Origin of the sequence: Streptomyces sp. NPDC059816 (genome assembly GCF_042732055.1) — a bacterium.
In the GTDB taxonomy this organism is placed as follows: Bacteria; Actinomycetota; Actinomycetes; order Streptomycetales; family Streptomycetaceae; genus Streptomyces.
The window spans coordinates 26,939-47,516 of the sequence record NZ_JBHWIQ010000011.1 but is presented as its reverse complement, the minus strand read 5'-3'; the positions used below and the strand labels follow the sequence as shown (position 1 = coordinate 47,516).

Genomic DNA, 20,578 nt, shown 5'->3' with positions numbered 1-20,578 from the left:
GCAGGCCGGGCCGCGCCCCCGAAGGACCCGGCCCGCCCGGCCCGCGCCACCCGACGTCCCCGGCGTCACAGCACGTCGCCGTCGCGCCAGTCGAAGAGCAGCGGGTGTGCGGGATCCGGGACCCGGTGGCCGGGGTCGGCGTCCGGCGCGGCCCACACGTAGGTGGTGCCCTCCTCTTCCGGCAGCCGCTCCTCGCCGTTCGGTCCGAGGACGCCCAGCGCACCGGGCCACACCTGCCAGCCGCGCTGTTCGTACAGGGCGGCGCCCGCGTCGCTCGCCGACAGGGCCCCGCACGCGTACGAGCGGGCCACGACCTCCTCCAGGGCGGCCATCACCCGCCCGCCGAGGCCGCGCCGGCGGACGTCGGCGCGAACGGCGACCCCTTCGACGTACCCGACGCGCAGGGAACGCCCGGCGTGCAGCACCCGCCGCTGGATCACCGAACCGTGTGCGGCGACCCCGCGCGCATCGGTCACCAGGGCGTGCATCCCGCCGACGGTGTGCTCCCAGTCCCCGTCGCTGAAGTCGCCGTCGAAGGCGTCGTGGAGGAACGCCCGCACGGCGCGCAGTTCCTCGGCGGTGAGTTGGGCGGTGTGGGCGATCCGGACGTCGGGGACGGTGGGGTGCGCAGGGGGCGGGGAGGCGGTCATCGCCCCAGTATCGGCAGCCGTCGCCGGGGCGCGCACCCGAAATTCCGGCGCCGGCCCGGTGCACGGGTGACAGTGCCGGACTATCGTCCCCTGCTGTCTGCCCGCGCACCCGGGTCACCCGGCACACTCCCCGGTATGACGGAGACCGCACGGCACTGGAGTCCGATCCACGGCGAGCCCTACCGGCCCGAGCCCTACCGCCCGGTGCGGGTGCCCGCCGCCGCTTCGGTGGCCTGCGCGGCCGAGCTGCGGTGGCGCATGGAGGAGCGGCGGACGGTACGGATGTTCTCGCCGGACCCGGTACCGGCCGAGGTGGTGCGGGACGCGGTGGCCTGTGCGCGCACCGCACCGTCGGGGGCGCACCAGCAACCGTGGACGTTCGTCCTGGTGCGAGACGAGGAGGTGCGGCAGTTGATCCGGCGGGCCGCCGAGCGCGAGGAGCGGACCTCCTACGACGGGCGGTTGGGCGAGGAGTGGTTGGCGGCGCTGCGTCCGCTCGGCACCGACGAGGTGAAGCCGCACCTCACGGACGCGCCCGCGCTGTTGGTCGTGTTCCAGCAGCGGTACTGGGTGGGGCCGGACGGCGCCCGGCGCAAGCACTACTACGTGGACGAGTCGGTGGGGATCGCGGTCGGCATGCTGTTGACCGCGCTGCACCTGGCGGGGCTCGCGGCGCTGGTGCACACGCCCAGCCCGATGGGTTTTTTGCGGGAGGTGCTGGGTCGCCCGGCGAACGAGAAGGCGTTCGCGGTGCTCCCGATCGGTTATCCGGCCGCCGACTGCGAGGTGCCGGCGCTGGTGCGGAAGTCGCTGGAGCAGGTGTTGGTGGAGGTCTGACCCGTTGAGCTGCGCGTGCGTTGTCCTGCTCGGGTGCGCTGTGGCTTTGCGCAGTTCCCCGCGCCCCTGTCGGGGCCCTGGCGGGGCGGGGGGCGACGGCGAGGAGCGAGTGGGATCAGGGGCGCGGGGAACTGCGCAAAAGCCACAGCGCACCGCACGGGTCAGCGCACCGGTGGGGGGATGGAGACCGCCCCGGACCCTGACTTGGGGGTTCAGGGAACGGGGCGGTGTCTGGGGGCCCGCGCGTGGGCCGGGGGGCGGTCCACGCGCGGGCGGGCGGTGGCTGGGCTGGGAAGGGAGCCACCGCCGGAGGACGGCCGGGTGAGGACCGCCCTGGTCTAGGTCAGCCCATGTGCGGGTAGGTGTAGTCGGTCGGCGGGACCAGGGTCTCCTTGATGGCCCGGGTCAGGGTCCACCGCATGAGGTTCTGCGGGGCGCCGGCCTTGTCGTTGGTGCCGGAGGCCCGACCGCCGCCGAAGGGCTGCTGGCCGACGACCGCACCGGTCGACTTGTCGTTGATGTAGAAGTTGCCGGCCGCGTAGCGGAGCTTGTTCATGGTGTGCGCGACGACGGCGCGGTCACCGGCGATGACGGACCCGGTGAGGGCGTAGTCGGACACCGACTCCATCTGGTCGAGCATGGCGTCGTAGCGGTCGTCCTCGTAGACGTGGACGGCGAGGAACGGGCCGAAGTACTCGGTGGTGAAGACCTCGTTGGTCGGGTCGGAACACTCGACGACGGTCGGGCGCACGAAGTAGCCCACCGAGTCGTCGTAGGTGCCGCCTGCGACGATCGTGCAGCTGTCGTCGGCCCGGGCGCGGTCGATGGCGGCCTTGTTCTTGGCGAAGGACCGCTCGTCGATGACGGCGCCGATGAAGTTCGACAGGTCGGTGACGTCACCCATGGCGAGCCCGTCGACCTCGGCCGCGAACTCCTCCTTGAAGCCGGAGTTCCAGATCGAGGCCGGGACGTACGCGCGGGAGGTCGCGGAGCACTTCTGGCCCTGGTACTCGAAGGCACCGCGGGTCAGGGCGGTCTTCAGGACGGCGCGGTCGGCGCTGGGGTGCGCCACCACGAAGTCCTTGCCGCCGGTCTCGCCGACCAGCCGCGGGTAGGTGCGGTACTTGGCGATGTTCTCCCCGACCGTCTTCCACAGCAGCTGGAAGGTGGGGGTGGAGCCGGTGAAGTGGATGCCCGCGAGGTCGCGGTGGTGCAGGGCGACCTCGGAGACGGCGATGCCGTCGCCGGTGACGAGGTTGATGACGCCCTTGGGCAGCCCCGCCTCCTCCAGGAGGCGCATCAGCAGCACGGCGGCGTGCGTCTGCGTCGGGGACGGCTTCCACACGACGACGTTGCCCAGGAGCGCGGGGGCGGTGGGCAGGTTGCCCGCGATGGCCGTGAAGTTGAACGGCGTGATCGCGTAGACGAACCCTTCCAGCGGGCGGTGGTCGAGGCGGTTCCACACGCCCGGCGAGTTCGCCGGCGGCTGCTCGGCGAGCAGGTCACGGGCGTACTGGACATTGAAGCGCCAGAAGTCGACCAGCTCGCAGGGCGTGTCGATCTCGGCCTGCTGGGCGGTCTTGGACTGGCCCAGCATGGTGGAGGCGGCCAGCGTCTCGCGCCAGGGACCGGCGAGCAGGTCCGCGGCGCGCAGGATGATCGCGGCACGGTCGTCGAAGGACATCGCACGCCACGCGGGGGCGGCGGCCAGGGCCGCGTCGATGGCGTCCTGGGCGTCCTCGCGGGTGGCGTTGCGGTACGTGCCGAGCACGGCGCGGTGGTTGTGCGGCTGCACGACCTGGAAGGCGTCGCCGCCGCCGAGGCGCTTCTCGCCGCCGATCGTCATGGGGAGGTCGATCGGGTTCTCGGCCAGCTCCTTGAGCTTGGTCTCCAACCGGGCGCGCTCCGGGGAGCCGGGCGCGTAGCCGTGGACCGGCTCGTTGACCGGCGTGGGGACCTGGGTCACAGCGTCCATGGTTTCCGTGTCTCCTAAGTGGGTCGGGAGGGGGCGGGGAGCGCTCAGCCCTTGGTGAGGATGGAGCGGGCGAAGAAGAGCAGGTTCGCGGGCTTCTCCGCGAGGCGCCGCATGAAGTAGCCGTACCAGTCGGTTCCGTAAGCGGTGTACACGCGCATGCGGTGGCCCTCGGCGGCGAGCCTCAGGTGCTCCTCGCTGCGGATGCCGTACAGCATCTGGAACTCGTACTCGTCCAGCTTGCGCCCGGCGCGGTGGGCGAGGTCCTGGGCGATGGCGATCAGACGCGGGTCGTGGGACCCGATCATCGGGTACCCCTCGCCCTCCATGAGGATGCGCAGGACGCGGACGAACGCCTTGTCGATCTCGGCCTTGTCCTGGAACGCGACGGAGGCGGGCTCCTTGTAGGCGCCCTTCACGATGCGCACCCGGCAGCCCTCGGCAGCGAGCCGGCGGGCGTCCTCCTCGGTGCGGAACAGGTACGCCTGGATGACGCATCCGGTCTGCGGGAAGTCCTGCCGCAGCTCGCTGTGGATGGCGAACATCGAGTCGAGGGTGGTGTGGTCCTCGGCGTCCAGGGTGACGGTGGTGCCGATCTCGGCGGCGGCCTCCACGACCGGCCGCACGTTGGCGAGCGCCAGCTCGTGGCCGCCCTCCAGGGCCTGGCCGAACATGGACAGCTTCACCGACATCTCGGCGCGCTCGCCGAGGCCCAGCTCCTTGAGGCGGCCGATCAGCTCCAGATAGGCGTCCCGGGCGGCGAACGACTGCTCGCGGGTGGTGATGTCCTCACCGACGACGTCGAGGGTGACCTCCAGGCCCCGCTCGGCGGACTCGCGCACGATCGGGATCACCTGGTCGACGGTCTCACCGGCGATGAACCGGGCCACGACCTGCTTGGTGCCCGGCGCCGCCGACACGAACCGGCGCATCTTGTCGCTGCGCGACGCGGCGAGAATCACGGGACCCAGCACGGGCCACCTCCACGGAGAGAACGAACAGGCCGCTGGCCCGGGGGTCCGACAAGGAAGTGAACGGTCCGGGGACGGCAAGGGGAACCACCGTGAAAACTAGGGATCGGTCCGATCCTGGGCCATCGACAGCTGTCACGCATCCGCGGCCCGGATCTCAGACATCTGTATGAAGAACCGGCCGCCGCAGGGGAGAATGGCATCCGTGAAGGGCGACTACGGCGACTACCAGGAACTCGTGGACGAGGTCTCGGCGCTGCTCGGGGCGCCCGCGACCCTGGAGAACCGGGACTTCCGGCTGATCGCGTTCGGCGCCCACGACAGCGACGACGACACGGCGATGGACCCGGTCAGGACCCGCTCGATCCTCACCCGCGGCTCCCCGGCCGCGGTCCGTTCCTGGTTCGAGGGCTTCGGCATCACCCGGGCCACCGGTCCGGTGCGCATCCCGGCGGCCCCCGAGGCGGGGGTGAACCGGGGCCGGATCTGCCTTCCGGTGCGCCACCGGAACGTCGTCCTCGGGTACGTGTGGCTGCTGGACGACGACCCCGGGCCGAGCGAGGTGCAACTCGCCGCGGCGATGGAGGTCACCGAACGGATCGGGGTGCTGCTCGCCGACGAGGAGCAGGCGGGCGCGGACCTCACCCGCGAGCTGCGGGCGGTGCTGACGGCCGGGCCCGGCTGGCAGGGCGACATGGCGGTGGCCGCGCTGCGCACCGCGCTGGGGCCCCGCGCTGACGGTCTGCACGGCGTGGTCTGCGTGGCGCCCTGGTCGGTGACGGGTGCCGCGGCGCCCCCGTTGCCGTCCGTGCGGGCGCTGCCCGCGGCGAGCGCCCTGTGCGCCCTGCCCTGGGGCCCGGACGCCCAGGCGCTCGCCGTGCTGGTGCGGCTGCGGACGCCCGACGCGCTCGACCCGGCGTTGACCGTGGCGGAGCGGCTGCGCACGACGCGGTCCGGGGCGTCCCCCGGCGAGCGGACGTCGGCGACGGCCGGGGTGGGCGCGCCCCGCCGTGACCTGGCCGATCTGGCGGGCGCGTGGCGGGAGGCCGCCGCGGCGGCCCGGGCGGCCCGGGCGGAGTCCCGGTTCGCCCCGGTGGCCGAGTGGTCCGCCATCGGTCCGTACCGGCTGCTGACCGCCCTGGCCCCGCCGGGGGGCGAGCCGGTGCACGATCCGGCGGCCCGGGAGCTGCTCGCGCCGGCGCACCGGGAGCTGGCCCGCACCGCCGAGGTGTACCTGGACCGTGCGGGTCAGGCCGGGCGGGCCGCCGCCGAGCTGGGCATCCACCGCCAGACCCTGTACTACCGGCTGTCCCGGGTGGAGCAGCTCACCGGCCTGGACCTGGACGACGGCGAGGACCGACTGCTGCTGCACATGGCGCTCAAGGCAGCGCGGCTCTAGGGCCTCCCGACTTGTGGCGTACGGGGTCGGGCCGGGTCAGACCGCGGCGGGGAAGTCCTTGATCGGGGCGTGGCCGAAGACCGGGGCGAGCACGTCGGCCAGCCGGTCCTTGACCGCGTCCGGGTGGGCGAGCGGGTGCAGCGGTCCGGACGGCGTCAGCGGCACTCCGCGGTCCGCCAGCAGGTACAGCATCCGCAGGGTGCGCATCGTGTTGGAGGTGTGGACGGGCATCGGCCCGCGGCCGAGCGCGGCGAAGTCCGCGCCGATCGGGTCCAGCCACGCCGTGGACGCCCCGGCGGTCAGCTCGGGGCGGGTGAGCACCCGGGCCAGGGCGCCGGCCAGCCGGTCGTCCTCCCGCTGGTCGAAGACGTGGTCGGTGCGGGCCAGCAGCCGCTCGGCGGCCAGCGCCAGCATCGCGGTCGGATCGACCTGCGGATGCGTGCCGAAGGTCCCCAGCAGGTCCGCGCCGTGGGCGACCGCGTGCAGCCACCCCGCCTCCGCGTCGAAGCCGCGCAGATCGGGCTCGGTGACGTACCAGTGCGTGAACGCCTCCAGCCAGGACGGCGCGAAGTCGCCGCGGCTGACGATCATGTCCAGCACCAGCGGGGCGAAGGTCCGGGCCTGGATCTCGTCATCGGCGAACCGGGCGGCCATCTCGTCGCCCAGCCGCAGCCTGCGCTCGCCGGCGATGACGTCTCGGGCGATCCAGGTGCGCAGCACCACGTACGGCACCCCGTCGCGGACGTCCGGATCGGGATCGCGCAGACACCGCGCGAGTTCGGCGGTCAACGCGTCGAGGTCCCCACCTGCCGGTACCTGGATTCCGGCCTCGAAGATCTCATTCCAGTGATCGGTCACAGCCGGTCACCGTAGCACCCGTGCTACGCCATCGGTGCGGCCCCGGTGACGCCCCCTACGGCCGGGCCTGGCCCAGGATGCCCCGCTCGTACGCCCTCGCCACCGCCGCCGCGCGGTCGTTGGCGCCCAACTTGGCGTACAGATGGGCGAGGTGAGTCTTCACCGTGCTCTCGCTGATGAAGAGTTCATGGGCGATCTCCCGGTTCGACGTGCCCCGGGCGACCAGGATGAGGATCTCGCGTTCACGGGCGGACAGCGGCTCGTTGCCGGGCGCGCGGACCGCCCGGACCAGCCGCGAGGCCACCGCCGGGGAAAGGACCGTACGCCCCTGGGCCGCCGCCCGGACCGCCGTGAAGAGTTCGTCGCGCGGGGCGTCCTTCAGCAGGTAGCCCGTCGCGCCCGCCTCGATCGCGGGGAGGGTGTCGGAGTCCGTGTCGTACGTGGTGAGCACCAGGACCTTCGCACGGGCGCCGCGGCGCGTGAGTTCGGTGATGGCGTCGACCCCGCCGCCGCCCGGCATCCGCAGGTCCATCAGGACCACGTCCGGGTCGAGTGCCGTGGTCGCGGCGACCGCCTCCGTGCCGTTGGACGCCTCGCCCAGCACGGTGAAACCGGGTGCGGACGCGAACATGCCGCGCAGACCGTCCCGTACGACGGGGTGGTCGTCGACGATCAGCAGCGAGATCACGGCGTCTTCGGCCGGGGCGTCATCGGTCACGGCGTCATCGGTCATGGCACACCAACGGTACGCGAGCCGACACCGCCGTGCCGTACCCCGGTTCGGCCTCCACGGTGAGCGATCCCGCCATGCGGGCGGCGCGGGCGCGCATGCCGTCGAGTCCGAAGCCGCCGGTGCCGGTGCGTCCGGGCACGGCCATCGGGTCGAAGCCCCGCCCGTCGTCACGCACGTCGAGGGTGACCTCGTCGCCCATGAAGCTGAGGGTGGCGACGACCCGGGAGGCGTCCGCGTGCTTCGACACGTTCGCCAGGGCCTCCTGGGTGATGCGCAGCAGGGTGGCCGACACCTCTGCGTGCAGGTGTTCCGCCGCACCCGTGAGGATGAACTCGGCCCGCACCCCCGTCCGTTCGGCCCACTGGTCGATGGTCTTGCGCAGCGCCCGGGGCAGGCCGTCGCGGGCCAGGGCCACGGGCGCCAGGTTCTGCACCGAGCGGCGGGCCTCGCCGAGGCTGTGCCGGGCGAGGTCCGAGGCGCGGTCCACATGGGTGCGGGCGACGGCCGGGTCAGGGGTGTTCGCGACGACCTGGAGTTGGGCGATGATCCCGGTCAGCCCCTGGGCGAGGGTGTCGTGGATCTCCGCGGCCAGCCTTCGGCGTTCGTCGGCGATGCCCGCCTCCCTCGCCTGGACGAGGAGTTGGGCGTGCAGGGCGGCGTTCTCGTCGAGCGCCTGGTGGAGGGCCGCATTGGCACCCTCGAGTTCGGTGATGCTTTCCGCCCGGGCCCGGGACAGCGACTCCTCCAGTTCGTAGAAGTGGGCGACCAACGTCAGCAGGACGTTGTTGGCCACCAGGAGCCCGACGAACAGCAGCCAGCCCGCCCCGCCGTGGAAGGGCAGCCCGCCGGCCTGTGCGCCCGCGACCGGCACGGAGCAGGCGACCAGCCCGACCCGCCGCCAGCGCTGGTCGGGTATCCGCTCGTTGACGTCGAAGTAGCCGGTGGAGACGTAGAACGCGAAGAGCGGGTTGAGCCAGGTCAGAACGAAGCCGATCGCCCAGCGCGCGGTGTAGTAGGCCGCCGAGGTGGAGTCCGGACCCCGGTGGGTGCGCACGGCCCGGCCCCACCACAGTTGGAGCGCCAGCGCCACGACGACCAGCACCGCGACGGCGACCCGTTCGGCGGTGCTGGGCATCAGCTCGGCCGTGGGGACCGAAAGGACCGCTCCGACGCCGAGCAGCCCGTACGGCTGCCACCGGTGGAAGACGTCCCAGCGCCGCTCCATGTCCCTGTCCACCGTGGTCATCCCCCAAGTCTGCACGGCCGCGAGCCTGAAGGTTCCCGCCCCTACTCCCAGCGGAACCAGCGGATGGCCACGGCGGAGGGGACGAGCGTCCACGCGGCGAGGACACCGAGGTGGGACCAGGCGGGCCAGTCGCCGGCCGCCGCCGCGTCGAGGGCACTGGCCGCGGCACCGAAGGGGGTGAGCTCCACCATCCGGGCCAGGACGTCCGGCATGGCCGCCACGGGCACCCACACGCCCGCGGTGAACAGCATCGGGAAGGCCATCGAGGAGCCGATGGCGGTCGCGACCTTCGCGGTGGGGGCGAACGCCGCCACGAGGGCGCCGAGGGCGAGCGCCGCGGCGGCGGCGAGCAGCAGGGCCAGCGCGTAGCCGAGGACCTGGCGCGGCAGCGCCACGTCGAAGGCGAGTCGACCCACCGTCAGGGAGGCCAGCGCCGACAGCAGGGCCGCGGCACCGTTCAGCCCCATCTGCGCGGTCAGCAGGGCGGACGGCCGCATCGGCGTGGTCGACATGCGGCGCAGGACGCCCCGCTCGCGGTAGCCGGTGAGAACGGGAGGCATCACCTGGAGGCCGGCCATGATCAGGGCGACCAGCACGGCCACCGGCACGTACACGTCGATGAGCCGGATGCCCCCGAGGTCGTCGCTCACCTCCCGGAACTTGGGGACGAAGCCCAGGACCACGAACAGCAGGGTCGGGAAGCCCAGGGCCCAGAAGAGGCTCCCGGGCTCACGGCGGAAGAGCCGGGCCTCGGCCCGCAGCACGGCGGTACGGGGGGAGGCCGCGCGGGACGGGGTCGCAGGGGCGGTCATGGTGCTGCTCCAGGTCGGCTCTTCGGCGGAACGGGCGTGGGCGGGGCGTGGGCGGTGGGTGCTCATGCGTCCGTGAGGCCTTCGGTCAGGTCGAGGAAAGCGTCGTCCAACGTGGCGTCGGTGACGCGGAGTTGGTGGGCCGTGACGTGGTACCGGGCGAGGAGCGAGAGCACCGCGTTGACGGTCTCGTCGGTTCCGCCGAGGGTGATCCGGCCGTCCTGGTGGGCGAGGGACGCGAGTCCGGGCAGTGCGGTCAACTGCTCGTCACCGAGGGGCGCGGACGGGGTGAACGAGATGACGGTGGCTCCGGCCGTCCGGTGGATCAGGCCGCGGGGCGTGTCCAGTGCGGTGACCCGCCCGTGGTCGATCACGGCGATCCGGTCGCACAGCCGCTGCGCCTCCTCCATGAAGTGCGTGACCAGGAGGACGGTGACGCCGCGGTCGCGGACGTCTTCGACGATCTGCCAGGTGTCGCGCCGGGCCCGTGGGTCGAGTCCGGTCGTCAACTCGTCGAGCACCACGATCCTGGGGTTCCCGATCAGCGCGAGCGCGATGAACAGGCGTTGCTTCTGGCCGCCGCTGAGCACCGCGAAGCGGCTGGCGAGGTGCTCGGTGAGGCCCAGGCCTTCGGCGAGCTGACGCCAGGGCGTCGGGTTCGGGTACAGGGCCGCGTACAGTTCCAGCGCCTCGCGCACGGTGAGCTTGGCCTGGAGTTCGCTCTCCTGGAGCTGGGCGCCGAGGACGCGGGTCACGGCCGCGTGGTCGGCGACCGGGTCGAGCCCCGCGACGCGGACCCGGCCGCCGTCGGGGACGCGCAGCCCCTCGATGCACTCCACGGTGGTGGTCTTGCCGGCGCCGTTCGGGCCGAGGATGCCGAAGATTTCGCCCTCTTCGACAGTGAAGGAGACGCCGTCTACGACGGGGCGGCCGCCGTAGGACTTGCGCAGGTCGCTGACTTCGATGACGGGTCTGCGGGTCGTCATCGGGGGGTTCGCCGTGGTCATGCAAGGAGCTTCGCTCCGGGGGCGTGGGGTTCGCATCGCCCATCACGCTCGACGTGGCATCGGCCGATCGGTCGGTGGGTCCGCCCTGGAGGACGACCCCGTGCGGGTGCGCTGCGCTGGCCCGCGCCGTTCCCCGCGCCCCTTCGGTACGCCCCGGTGAGCCTCCGCTGTCCCCTGCGGGTGCGCAGTGGTCACCCGCGCCGTTCCCCGCGCCCCTTCGGTACGCCCCGATGAGCCTCCGCTGTCCCGTGCGGGTGCGCGGTGGTTGCCCGCGCCGTTCCCCGCGCCCCTTTGGGGCGTCCCGGTGGACGTGTCGCCGGGGGGGGCGGGCGGATGTCTGGCGGTGGGGCGTGCCCCTTCAGGGGCGCGGGGAACTGCGCAAACGACAGCGCACCCGCACGGGACTACGCACGCCGGCCAGGACGCACCATCAGGGGCGCGGGGAACTGCGCGAAACGACAGCGCACCCGCAGGGGACTGCGCAGGTCAGCCGGCGACCTCGGGCTGCTTGAACACCTCAAGCAACGCGTAATAGTTGTCCTTGGCGTGACCGAGCGCAACGCCCCGTTCCGCGATCGTCCGCAGCAGCCGCGGCTGATCCGCGCGGATGCCCTGCTCCTCACTGGTCTTGGTGATGTGGTCCAACGCGTTCAGGTTCATCTCCAGGGTGCCGAGGTCACCCGGGTACGCGGCCTTGTCCAGGTTGACCGCGCCGGCGAGGAACCCCTCGTTGCTCAGCACCGTGGGCACGAACCAGCCGAAGGCGAGCTCCGCGAACTCGGTCGGCTTGACCCCGGACGAGCCCACCAGCGCGGTGGCGTGCAGCCACCCGTTCATGGTGGTGTACATCATCTCCAGCAGCGCCGTGTTGTAGAGCACGGCGAGGCCGGGGTCGGTGCCCAGGAAACGGGAGTCGCCCAGGGTGTCCAGAGCGGTCCGGTGCTGGTCGAACACGTCCCGGGGACCGCTGTACAGCAGGACCGAACCGGGCTTGCCGATGAGCGTCGGCGGCACCATGATCGCGCCGTCGAGGTAGGCGATCCCGAGCCGCTCCGCCCATGCGGCGGCCTCGGCGGCCTCCTTGGGCGTACCGGAGTTGAGGTTCACCAGGGCGCGGCCCGCGAGGGCCTCCTCGGCGCCGTCGAGGATCGCGTACGAGGTGGTGTAGTCATTGAGACACAGGAGCGTGACGGGGCTCGCGGCCACCGCCTCGGCGACGCTGTCGGCGCGGTGCGCGCCCTTGGCCACGAGGGCGTCGGCCTTGCCGGGGGTGCGGTTCCAGACGGTCACGGGGTGGCCGGCGTCGACCAGGGCGTGCCCGAGGACGACACCCATGGGGCCCAGGCCGATGAGGGTAACGGGGGTGTCGGATGCGCTACTTGCTTGCTGGTTCGTCATGAACGGCACGCTAGGGTTTCACATAGATGTGAGAGTCAAGCGAATCTGAGTGGTGACGGTCACATGCGCATAGGTGCGTTCTCCCGCCGGACCGGGGTCAGCCAGCGGCTGCTGCGGTACTACGAGGAACAGGGCTTGCTGGCGCCCCGCAGACTGCCCAGCGGGTACCGCGAGTACGAGGAGGCGGACGTCCGTACGGTGCGGGGCATCCGCACCATGCTGGCCGCGGGGCTGAGCACCCGGACGATCGCGGAGTTGATGCCCTGCCACGTGGACGACGGCGTGGGTCTCGTACCCGCCTGTTGGGGGGTGCTGCCCGAACTGTTGAAGGAGCGCGAGCGGCTGGACACCGCGATCACCGACCTGTTGAGCGCGCGCGACGCGCTGGACGGCATCATCGCGGTCACCCCGCAGCCCGAGCCGGACGACATCGGAGCCGGGGCCGAGGCCGGCGTGGTCCCGGCCGGCGCCGTCTGCTGACCGGTCCGGCCCGGTGCGGCCGGGCCGGGATCAGGGGCGCTCGGCGGCAGCCATGACCTGCCGCAGCCCCTCGGTGAGTTGGGCGCCGGTCGGCGTGGTGCCCGGGTCGAAGAACCACTGCACCATCAGGCCCTGGAGCAGGGTCCCGTAGAAGCCGCCCGCCGTCACGGCCAACGGGTCGGTCGGCTCGGGCTCGGGGCCGCCGAGGAACATCGCGACGAGCCCGCTGCGGGCCGCGCCGGTCGCCCGGGCGAGGTGTTCGCGCACCCCCGGGAGCCGATCCGCGTGCACCATCACCTCCAGACCGAGCCGCCAGGTCGACCGGTTCTCGGTGAAGGTGCGGATCACGTTCTCCCAGGAGCGTTCGAAGCGGGCGAGGGAGCCGTCCCCGGTGGGGTCGTCCCCGTCCGGGACCTCGTCGAACGTGAGGCTGACGCCTTCGATCAGATCGACGTACGCCTGCGCCAGGAGGGCGTCCTTGGAGCCGTAGTGGTAGCCGATGGACGCCAGGTTCGTCCCCGATTCCCGGACGATGTCGCGCGCCGTCGTCTCCAGGAAGCCCTTCTCCAGCAGGCAGCGCTTGGCGCCTTCGAGCAAATCCTCACGGTGTCCCATGCCGGGCAGCGTACCGGCGGGCGCGCACCCGCTCCGTACCGCCGACCGCAGCGATCTATACGCTCGTACTAGACAAGTGTCTTATACGTTCGTATGGTTCCGCCATGACCAATCCTTCGGTGGGTGCCCCACGGCACGCCGCCCCTCCCCCGCCCCGCGCCGGGCGCCGCGAGTGGACCGCGCTGGTGGTCCTGATGCTTCCCCTGCTCCTCGTCTCGATGGACGTGTCCGTGCTGTACTTCGCCGTCCCGGCGATCAGCGCGGACCTCGCCCCGAGCGGCACCCAACAGCTGTGGATCTTCGACATCTACGCCTTCGTCCTCGCCGGCCTGCTGATGACGATGGGCTCGGTGGGCGACCGCATCGGCCGCCGGAAGCTGCTGCTGATCGGCGCGGTCGCGTTCGGCGCCGCTTCCCTGGGCGCCGCCTACGCCAGCAGCGCCGAGATGCTGATCGCCGCCCGCGCGCTGCTCGGCATCGGCGGGGCGACCCTGATGCCGTCGACCATGGCGCTGGTGCGGAGCCTGTTCCAGGACCCGGCGCAGCGCGCCAAGGCCATCGGGGTCTGGTCGGCCGTGATGACGGGCGGCGTGGCGCTGGGCTCGGTCATGAGCGGGGTGCTCGTGGAGTACTTCTGGTGGGGCTCGGTCTTCCTGGTCAACCTGCCCGCCATGGCACTGCTGCTGGTGCTCGCGCCCCTGCTGATCCCGGAGTCGAAGGATCCGGCGCCCGGCCGCTTCGACCTGCTGAGCGTGCCGTTGTCGATGGCCGCCGTGCTCCCGCTGGTCTACGGGCTCAAGGAGATCCCCTCGGAGGGCTTCGCGACCCCCTCCGTGCTGTCCTTGCTGGCCGGTCTGGTCTTCACGGCCCTGTTCGTCCTGCGCCAGCGCACCTCGGCGTCCCCCCTGATCCCGCCCGCGCTGCTGAGCGGGAGCGGCTTCGGCCCGGCGGTCTGCCTCAACTCGCTCGCCATGTTCGCGATGATGGGCTCCGCCTACTTCACCACCCAGTACCTCCAGTCCGTGCTCGGCAAGAGCGCGATGGAGGCCGCCCTGTGGTCGCTGTTGCCGTCGGTGCTGATCGGTCTCGCGGCCCCGGTGACCACGGGACTCGTCCAACGGGGCGCCCACCGCGGGTACGTCGTCACCGGCGGCTTCGTCACCGCGGCGGGGGGTTTCGCCCTGTTGACCGCGGCCGGGACCGAATCCCTGTGGCTGGTGCTGGCCGGGTCGGGCGTACTGGCCTGCGGAGTCGTCACCGTGATGGCGCAGATGACGGACGTGGCGCTGGCGGCGGCCCCACCGGAACGGGCCGGATCGGCGTCCTCGCTGCTGGAGACGGGACAGGAGTTCGGCGGTGCACTGGGCATGGCCGTCCTCGGTTCCATCGGCACCGCCGTCTTCCGCCACCGGATGGAGGACGACGCACCGCCGGGGCTACCGGAAGCCGCCACGGAAACGCTGGGCGGGGCCCTCGCGGTCGCCACCGAACTGCCGGCGGGCACCGGGGCGGCACTGACGGCCCTGGCCCGCGGGGCGTTCACGGACGGCATGGGCGCGGCGGCCCTCGGCGGCACGGCGGTCCTGCTGCTCGCGGCCGTCCTCGCCCTGGTGCTGGTGCGCCGGCCGACGGCCGGGGCCCCCGCGGAGCGACCCGCGCCGAACACCCTCGACCACGTCTAGGACGCCCCGCGCACACGGACGGGCCGGTCGATCCGGGGGGATCGACCGGCCCGTCCGTGCGTGGTTCACCGCCTTGCGGCGGGCCTACGGGGCGTGACTCAGTGGGTCAGGTCCACCGAACGGGCGGACACCGCACCGATCTCGTCGCCCAGCTCCGCCAGCACCGTCGCCGGCACGGTGTCGTCGACGGTGAGGACCGCGAGGGCCTCGCCACCGGCCACCGAGCGGGAGACCTGCATGCCCGCGATGTTGACGCCCGCCTCGCCGAGGACCCGGCCGACCGTGCCGACGACCCCGGGACGGTCCGCGTACTTCAGGACGACCATGTGGTCGGCGAGGGCGAGGTCGATGTCGTGCTCACCGATCGCCACGATCTTCTGGTGGTGCTTGGGACCGGCCAGGGTGCCGGAGACGGACACCTCCTGGCCGTCGCCGAGGGTGCCGCGCACGGTGACCACGTTGCGGTGGTCGGGCGACTCGCTGGAGGTCGTCAGCCGGACCTCCACCCCACGTTCCTGGGCGAACAGCGGGGCGTTGACGTAGGACACCGTCTCGTCCACGACGTCCTCGAAGACGCCCTTCAGCGCGCTCAGTTCGAGCACCTTCACATCGTGCTGCGTGATCTCGCCGTACACCTCGACGTCGAGCCGGACCGCGACCTCACCGGCGAGCGCGGTGAAGATCCGGCCCAGCCGCTCGGCGAGCGGCAGCCCCGGCTTGACGTCCTGGGCGATGACGCCGCCCTGGACGTTCACCGCGTCCGGCACCAGTTCGCCCGCGAGCGCCAGCCGCACGGAGCGCGCGACGGCGATGCCCGCCTTCTCCTGGGCCTCGTCGGTCGAGGCGCCGAGGTGCGGGGTGCAGACGACCTGGTCGAACTGGAACAGCGGCGAGTCGGTGCAGGGCTCCTTCGCGTACACGTCGAGCCCGGCGCCCGCGACGCGCCCCTCCTTCAGCGCCGAGTACAGCGCCTCCTCGTCGACGATCCCTCCGCGCGCGGCGTTCACGATCCGCACGGTCGGCTTGACCTTGTGGAGCGCCTCGTCGCCGATGAGGCCCAGGGTCTCGGGGGTCTTCGGCAGGTGGACGGTGATGAAGTCCGAGACCTCAAGGAGCTCGTCCAGCGACAGGACCTTCACACCCATCTGCGCGGCGCGCGCGGGCTGCACGTAGGGGTCGTAGGCGACGATCTTCATGCCGAAGGCGGACATCCGCTGGGCGACGAGCGCACCGATGCGGCCGAGGCCCACCACGCCCAGGGTCTTCTCGGCGAGTTCCACGCCGGTGTACTTCGACCGCTTCCACTCGCCGTTCTTCAGGGCGGAGTTGGCCTGCGGGATGTTGCGCGCGGTGGCCACCAGCAGACCGCAGGCCAGTTCGGCGGCGGTGACGATGTTGGAGGTCGGGGCGTTGACGACCATCACGCCGGCCTTGGTGGCGGCGGACACGTCCACGTTGTCCAGACCGACGCCCGCGCGGGCGACGACCTTCAGCTTCGGGGCGGCGGCGATGGCCTCGGCGTCGACCTTGGTGGCCGAGCGGACCAGGATGGCGTCGACGTCCGCGATGGCGGGCAGCAGCGCGGCGCGGTCCGCCCCGTTGCAGTGGCGGATCTCGAAGTCGGGCCCGAGTGCGTCGACAGTCGCGGGCGACAGCTCTTCAGCGATGAGTACGACCGGTTTGCCGTTGGCAGCAGTGCTCACGTGAGTCCTCACAAGTCCATTGCGGACGGCCGTCCCGACGGCCGCAGGCGGTGGAGGTTGGCTTGCCGCGTGGAAGACGCACGACGCTGTGGGCCTGACGCGTATGTGCTGTGCAGTGTAGTGGCGTGACGGGGGACGAATTCCGCCGCACCGGAAGGATCACCCATCCGTGGCTGGCCGGACTGGACAAACAACGCACCCCGTCCGCGCGGACCGATGGAGGCGGGCGCCCAAGACCGGAGGGGCCGGATCGTGTGATCCGACCCCTCCCGGCCTGATGGGACGTGGCGCGCCCCCGACGGTTCCGTGCCGGGGCGTCCCGCGCGGGCGCGGTGCGGCGCACAGGCGCACGGCAGCGCACGGGAATCCGGTGCCCCGGCGGTGGGGCGCACGGACAGGCGCGCGCCCCGGAGGCTTACGCCTCCTCGTCCACCCAGCTCATGAGCTTGCGCAGGTCCTTGCCGGTGGTCTCCAGCAGGTGCCCCTCGTCCGCCTTCTTGTACTCGTTGTACTTCGGCAGCCCGGCCTCGTACTCCTTCATCCAGTTGTTGGCGAAGGTGCCGTCCTGGATCTCGCCGAGGACCTTCTTCATCTCGACCTTGGTGGCGTCCGTGATGATCCGCGGGCCGGTGACGTAGTCGCCCCACTCGGCGGTCTCGGAGATCGACCAGCGCATCTTCTCCAGGCCGCCCTCGTACATGAGGTCGACGATGAGCTTCAGCTCGTGCAGGCACTCGAAGTAGGCGATCTCCGGCTGGTAGCCGGCCTCGACCAGGGTCTCGAACCCGGCCTTGACCAGCGCGGAGGCACCACCACAGAGGACGGCCTGCTCACCGAACAGGTCGGTCTCGGTCTCCTCGGTGAAGGTGGTCTTGATGACGCCGGCGCGGGTGCCGCCGATCGCCTTGGCGTAGGAGAGGGCGAGCGCGAAGGCGTTGCCGGAGGCGTCCTGCTCCACGGCGGCGATGCAGGGCACGCCGCGCCCCTCCTCGTACTGGCGGCGCACGAGGTGACCCGGGCCCTTGGGGGCGACCATGCACACGTCGACGCCGGCCGGGGGCTTGATGAAGCCGAAGCGGATGTTGAAGCCGTGTCCGAAGAACAGGGCGTCGCCGTCCTTCAGGTTGTCCTTGATGGACTCCTCGTAGACCTTGCCCTGGAGCGGGTCCGGCACGAGGATCATGATCACGTCGGCCTCGGCGGACGCCACGGCGGGGGTGACCACACGCAGACCCTGCTCCTCGGCCTTGGCCTTGGACTTCGAGCCCTCGTGCAGACCGACCCGGACGTCGACGCCGGAGTCACGCAGCGACAGCGCGTGGGCGTGGCCCTGGCTGCCGTATCCGATGACGGCGACCTTGCGCCCCTGGATGATGGACAGGTCGGCGTCGGCGTCGTAGAACAGCTCGGCCACTGGGTTTCTCCTTGGTTTCTACCGGTGTCGCTGGTTGTGCGTCCCACCGTACGGCGGGCGGGGACGGGGGCGGTGCGGGGTCTCGCGATGCGGGCGCGCGCGTGGGGTGGTACGCGCGCGGGGCCCCCACGTCGTGCGGGAGGGCGCCGGTGCGCTGGTCGTACCGCCCCACGCGCGCGGAGGGTCCCGCGCACACGAGGGCTTGGGTGGGGCGGTGGGACCGGGGTGGGGTCCCGCCGCCACCGGGTCAGGCGGAGCGGTCCAGGGCCCGCAGAGAGCGGTCCGTGATGGAACGGGCGCCCCGGCCGATGGCAATGGTGCCCGACTGGACGAGCTCCTTGATGCCGAACGGCTCCAGCATCTTGAGCATCGCCGACAGCTTGTCGCTGGAGCCGGTGGCCTCGATGGTGACGGCCTCGGGCGAGACGTCGACGGTCTTGGCGCGGAACAGCTGGACGATCTCGACGATCTGGGAGCGGGTCTCGTTGTCGGCGCGGACCTTCACCAGGACGAGTTCACGCTGGATCGCCGAACCGGGCTCCAGCTCCACGATCTTCAGGACGTTGACGAGCTTGTTGAGCTGCTTGGTGACCTGTTCGAGGGGGAGGTCCTCGACGTTCACCACGATGGTGATGCGGGAGATGTCGGGGTGCTCGGTGACGCCGACGGCGAGCGAGTCGATGTTGAAGCCGCGGCGGGAGAACAATGCGGCGATCCTGGCCAGGATGCCGGGGGTGTTCTCGACCAGGACCGAGAGCGTGTGCTTGGACATGACGGTCATTTTCTTCCCTGCCTCGATCGTCTTCCGGGCCTCAGTCGTCCTCGTTGTCGCCGAAGTCGGGGCGGACGTCACGAGCGGCCAAGATGGTGTCGTTGGAGGTCCCGGCGGCGACCATCGGCCACACCATGGCGTCCTCGTGGACGATGAAGTCGACGACCACGGGACGGTCGTTGATGGCGTTGGCCTCGGCGATGACCTTGTCGAGATCGTCGGGCGACTCGCAGCGCAGGGCCACGCAGCCCATGGCCTCCGCCAGCTTCACGAAGTCCGGGACGCGGGTGCCGCCGGCGGGCTTGCCGGGGACGGGCTGGCCGTCACCGGTCGCGTCACCGGGGCCGCTGTGCAGGACGGTGTTGGAGTAGCGCTGGTTGTAGAACAGGGTCTGCCACTGGCGGACCATCCCGAGGGCGCCGTTGTTGATGATGGCGACCTTGATGGGGATGTTGTTCAAGGCGCAGGTGGTCAGTTCCTGGTTGGTCATCTGGAAGCAGCCGTCGCCGTCGACCGCCCAGACCGTGCGCTCCGGCTGACCCGCCTTGGCGCCCATCGCCGCGGGCACCGCGTAGCCCATGGTCCCGGCGCCGCCGGAGTTGAGCCAGGTGGCGGGCTGCTCGTAGCGGATGAAGTGGGCGGCCCACATCTGGTGCTGGCCGACGCCCGCGGTGAAGATCGTTCCCTCGGGGGCCAGTTGACCGATCCGCTCGATCACCTGCTGCGGTGAGAGCGAGCCGTCGGCGGGCTGGTCGTAACCGAGCGGGTAGGTGTCGCGCCAGCGGTTGAGGTCGGTCCACCAGTCGGCGTAGTCCCCGGTGTGGCCGTCGCTGTGCTCCTTCTGGACGGCCTGGACCAGATCGGCGAGGACCTCGCGGGCGTCACCGACGATGGGCACGTCCGCGGCGCGGTTCTTGCCGATCTCGGCGGGGTCGATGTCCGCGTGGACGATCTTGGCGTAGGGGGCGAAGCTGTCCAGCTTGCCGGTGACGCGGTCGTCGAAGCGGGCGCCGAGGGCGACGATCAGATCGGCCTTCTGGAGCGCGGTGACGGCGGCGACCGAGCCGTGCATGCCGGGCATGCCGAGGTGCTGCGGGTGGCTGTCGGGGAAGGAACCGAGCGCCATCAGCGTGGTGGTGACCGGCGCGCCGGTCAGTTCCGCGAGGACCTTCAGCTCGGTGGTGGCACCGGCCTTGATGACCCCGCCGCCGACGTACAGCACGGGCCGCTTGGCCTGGGTGATCAGCTTGGCGGCCTCGCGGATCTGCTTGGCGTGCGGCTTGGTGACCGGACGGTAGCCGGGCAGGTCCTGGGCGGGGGGCCAGCTGAAGGTGGTGCGGGCCTGGAGGGCGTCCTTGGCGATGTCGACCAGGACCGGGCCCGGGCGGCCGGTGGCGGCGATGTGGAACGCCTCGGCGATCGTCCGCGGGATGTCCTCGGCCTTGGTCACCAGGAAGTTGTGCTTGGTGATCGGCATGGTGATGCCGACGATGTCCGCCTCCTGGAAGGCGTCGGTGCCGATGGCGGCGGAGGCGACCTGGCCGGTGATCGCGACGAGCGGGACGGAGTCCATGTGCGCGTCGGCGATGGGGGTGACCAGGTTGGTGGCGCCCGGCCCCGAGGTGGCCATGCAGACCCCGACCTTGCCGGTGGCCTGGGCGTACCCGGTGGCCGCGTGACCGGCTCCCTGCTCGTGCCGGACCAGGACGTGCCGCACCCGGGTGGAGTCCATCATCGGGTCGTAGGCCGGCAGGATCGCGCCGCCCGGAATGCCGAACACCGTCTCGGCCCCGACCTCCTCGAGGGAGCGGATGAGGGACTGCGCGCCCGTGACGTGCTCGACGGTGACGGACTGTCCTCCGGAACGGGGCCGCGGCTGCGGATGGGCCCCGGTGGCCTGCTCGGTCATCGGCATTCTCTTCTCGATGCTGAGGGGGATTTGCGAGAGTTGTACGGAGTGCTGCGGTCTGGTCTGGCGACCGGCGCGGTGCCGGTGCAACAAAAAACCCCTCGTGCCGTGAGGCAAGCGAGG

General features: G+C 71.7%; 18 protein-coding genes. 4 read left to right on the top strand and 14 right to left on the bottom strand.

Features of this window, described 5'->3' with window-relative positions:
* Positions 1–65: 65 nt before the first annotated feature.
* Positions 66–650, bottom strand: a complete 585-nt coding sequence (locus ACFV88_RS16485) for a GNAT family N-acetyltransferase (protein WP_385491349.1) — start codon at positions 648–650, stop codon at positions 66–68.
* Between the two features lie 135 nt (positions 651–785).
* Between ACFV88_RS16485 and ACFV88_RS16480 the strand changes: the two genes are divergently transcribed.
* Positions 786–1,487 (top strand): nitroreductase family protein, encoded by a 702-nt coding sequence (locus ACFV88_RS16480; RefSeq protein ID WP_385491346.1) that lies wholly within the window; start codon positions 786–788, stop codon positions 1,485–1,487.
* A gap of 343 nt (positions 1,488–1,830) precedes the next feature.
* On the opposite strand, the gene pruA is transcribed toward ACFV88_RS16480, so the two are convergent.
* Positions 1,831–3,462 (bottom strand): L-glutamate gamma-semialdehyde dehydrogenase, encoded by a 1,632-nt coding sequence (gene pruA, locus ACFV88_RS16475; RefSeq protein WP_385491343.1) that lies wholly within the window; start codon positions 3,460–3,462, stop codon positions 1,831–1,833.
* A gap of 44 nt (positions 3,463–3,506) precedes the next feature.
* Complete coding sequence (locus ACFV88_RS16470; RefSeq protein WP_385491340.1) at positions 3,507–4,433, bottom strand: proline dehydrogenase family protein; 927 nt, start codon at positions 4,431–4,433, stop codon at positions 3,507–3,509.
* Between the two features lie 193 nt (positions 4,434–4,626).
* On the opposite strand from ACFV88_RS16470, the gene ACFV88_RS16465 reads away from it, so the two are divergent.
* A complete protein-coding gene (locus ACFV88_RS16465; RefSeq protein ID WP_385491338.1) occupies positions 4,627–5,829 on the top strand; it encodes a PucR family transcriptional regulator in 1,203 nt (400 codons plus the stop codon).
* A 36-nt stretch (positions 5,830–5,865) separates the two neighbouring features.
* On the opposite strand, the gene ACFV88_RS16460 is transcribed toward ACFV88_RS16465, so the two are convergent.
* The 6 genes from ACFV88_RS16460 to ACFV88_RS16435 all read right to left on the bottom strand — a co-directional run bounded on the left by ACFV88_RS16460 (position 5,866) and on the right by ACFV88_RS16435 (position 11,880).
* Positions 5,866–6,687 (bottom strand): DUF2785 domain-containing protein, encoded by an 822-nt coding sequence (locus ACFV88_RS16460; RefSeq protein WP_385491335.1) that lies wholly within the window; start codon positions 6,685–6,687, stop codon positions 5,866–5,868.
* A gap of 55 nt (positions 6,688–6,742) precedes the next feature.
* Positions 6,743–7,420 (bottom strand): response regulator, encoded by a 678-nt coding sequence (locus ACFV88_RS16455; RefSeq protein ID WP_385491332.1) that lies wholly within the window; start codon positions 7,418–7,420, stop codon positions 6,743–6,745.
* Complete coding sequence (locus ACFV88_RS16450) at positions 7,410–8,666, bottom strand: sensor histidine kinase (RefSeq protein WP_385491329.1); 1,257 nt, start codon at positions 8,664–8,666, stop codon at positions 7,410–7,412. The genes ACFV88_RS16455 and ACFV88_RS16450 overlap by 11 nt, the downstream gene beginning before the upstream one ends.
* Before the next feature lie 41 nt (positions 8,667–8,707).
* Positions 8,708–9,478: an ABC transporter permease gene (locus ACFV88_RS16445; RefSeq protein ID WP_385491785.1), complete on the bottom strand. Its 771-nt coding sequence runs from the start codon at positions 9,476–9,478 to the stop codon at positions 8,708–8,710.
* A gap of 62 nt (positions 9,479–9,540) precedes the next feature.
* Entirely contained in the window at positions 9,541–10,482 is a 942-nt protein-coding gene (locus ACFV88_RS16440) for an ABC transporter ATP-binding protein (RefSeq protein ID WP_385491326.1), read from the bottom strand.
* Between the two features lie 486 nt (positions 10,483–10,968).
* Entirely contained in the window at positions 10,969–11,880 is a 912-nt protein-coding gene (locus tag ACFV88_RS16435) for an NAD(P)-dependent oxidoreductase (protein WP_385491324.1), read from the bottom strand.
* A gap of 63 nt (positions 11,881–11,943) precedes the next feature.
* Here ACFV88_RS16435 and ACFV88_RS16430 point away from each other — a divergent pair, with 63 nt between their 5' ends.
* Entirely contained in the window at positions 11,944–12,360 is a 417-nt protein-coding gene (locus tag ACFV88_RS16430; RefSeq protein WP_385491321.1) for a MerR family transcriptional regulator, read from the top strand.
* A 30-nt stretch (positions 12,361–12,390) separates the two neighbouring features.
* Here ACFV88_RS16430 and ACFV88_RS16425 read toward each other — a convergent pair whose 3' ends face one another.
* Positions 12,391–12,975, bottom strand: coding sequence for a TetR/AcrR family transcriptional regulator (locus ACFV88_RS16425; protein WP_385491318.1), 585 nt, complete (start codon positions 12,973–12,975; stop codon positions 12,391–12,393).
* A gap of 104 nt (positions 12,976–13,079) precedes the next feature.
* On the opposite strand from ACFV88_RS16425, the gene ACFV88_RS16420 reads away from it, so the two are divergent.
* Entirely contained in the window at positions 13,080–14,657 is a 1,578-nt protein-coding gene (locus ACFV88_RS16420; RefSeq protein ID WP_385491315.1) for an MFS transporter, read from the top strand.
* Positions 14,658–14,755: 98 nt separating this feature from the next.
* On the opposite strand, the gene serA is transcribed toward ACFV88_RS16420, so the two are convergent.
* From serA to ACFV88_RS16400, 4 genes are all read right to left on the bottom strand, one after another.
* Positions 14,756–16,360 (bottom strand): phosphoglycerate dehydrogenase, encoded by a 1,605-nt coding sequence (gene serA, locus ACFV88_RS16415; RefSeq protein ID WP_385491313.1) that lies wholly within the window; start codon positions 16,358–16,360, stop codon positions 14,756–14,758.
* Positions 16,361–16,775: 415 nt separating this feature from the next.
* Positions 16,776–17,774: a ketol-acid reductoisomerase gene (gene ilvC, locus ACFV88_RS16410; protein WP_385491310.1), complete on the bottom strand. Its 999-nt coding sequence runs from the start codon at positions 17,772–17,774 to the stop codon at positions 16,776–16,778.
* 247 nt (positions 17,775–18,021) lie between these two features.
* Positions 18,022–18,546: an acetolactate synthase small subunit gene (gene ilvN, locus ACFV88_RS16405; protein ID WP_385491307.1), complete on the bottom strand. Its 525-nt coding sequence runs from the start codon at positions 18,544–18,546 to the stop codon at positions 18,022–18,024.
* A gap of 40 nt (positions 18,547–18,586) precedes the next feature.
* Positions 18,587–20,461, bottom strand: coding sequence for an acetolactate synthase large subunit (locus tag ACFV88_RS16400; protein WP_385491304.1), 1,875 nt, complete (start codon positions 20,459–20,461; stop codon positions 18,587–18,589).
* Positions 20,462–20,578: the final 117 nt, after the last annotated feature.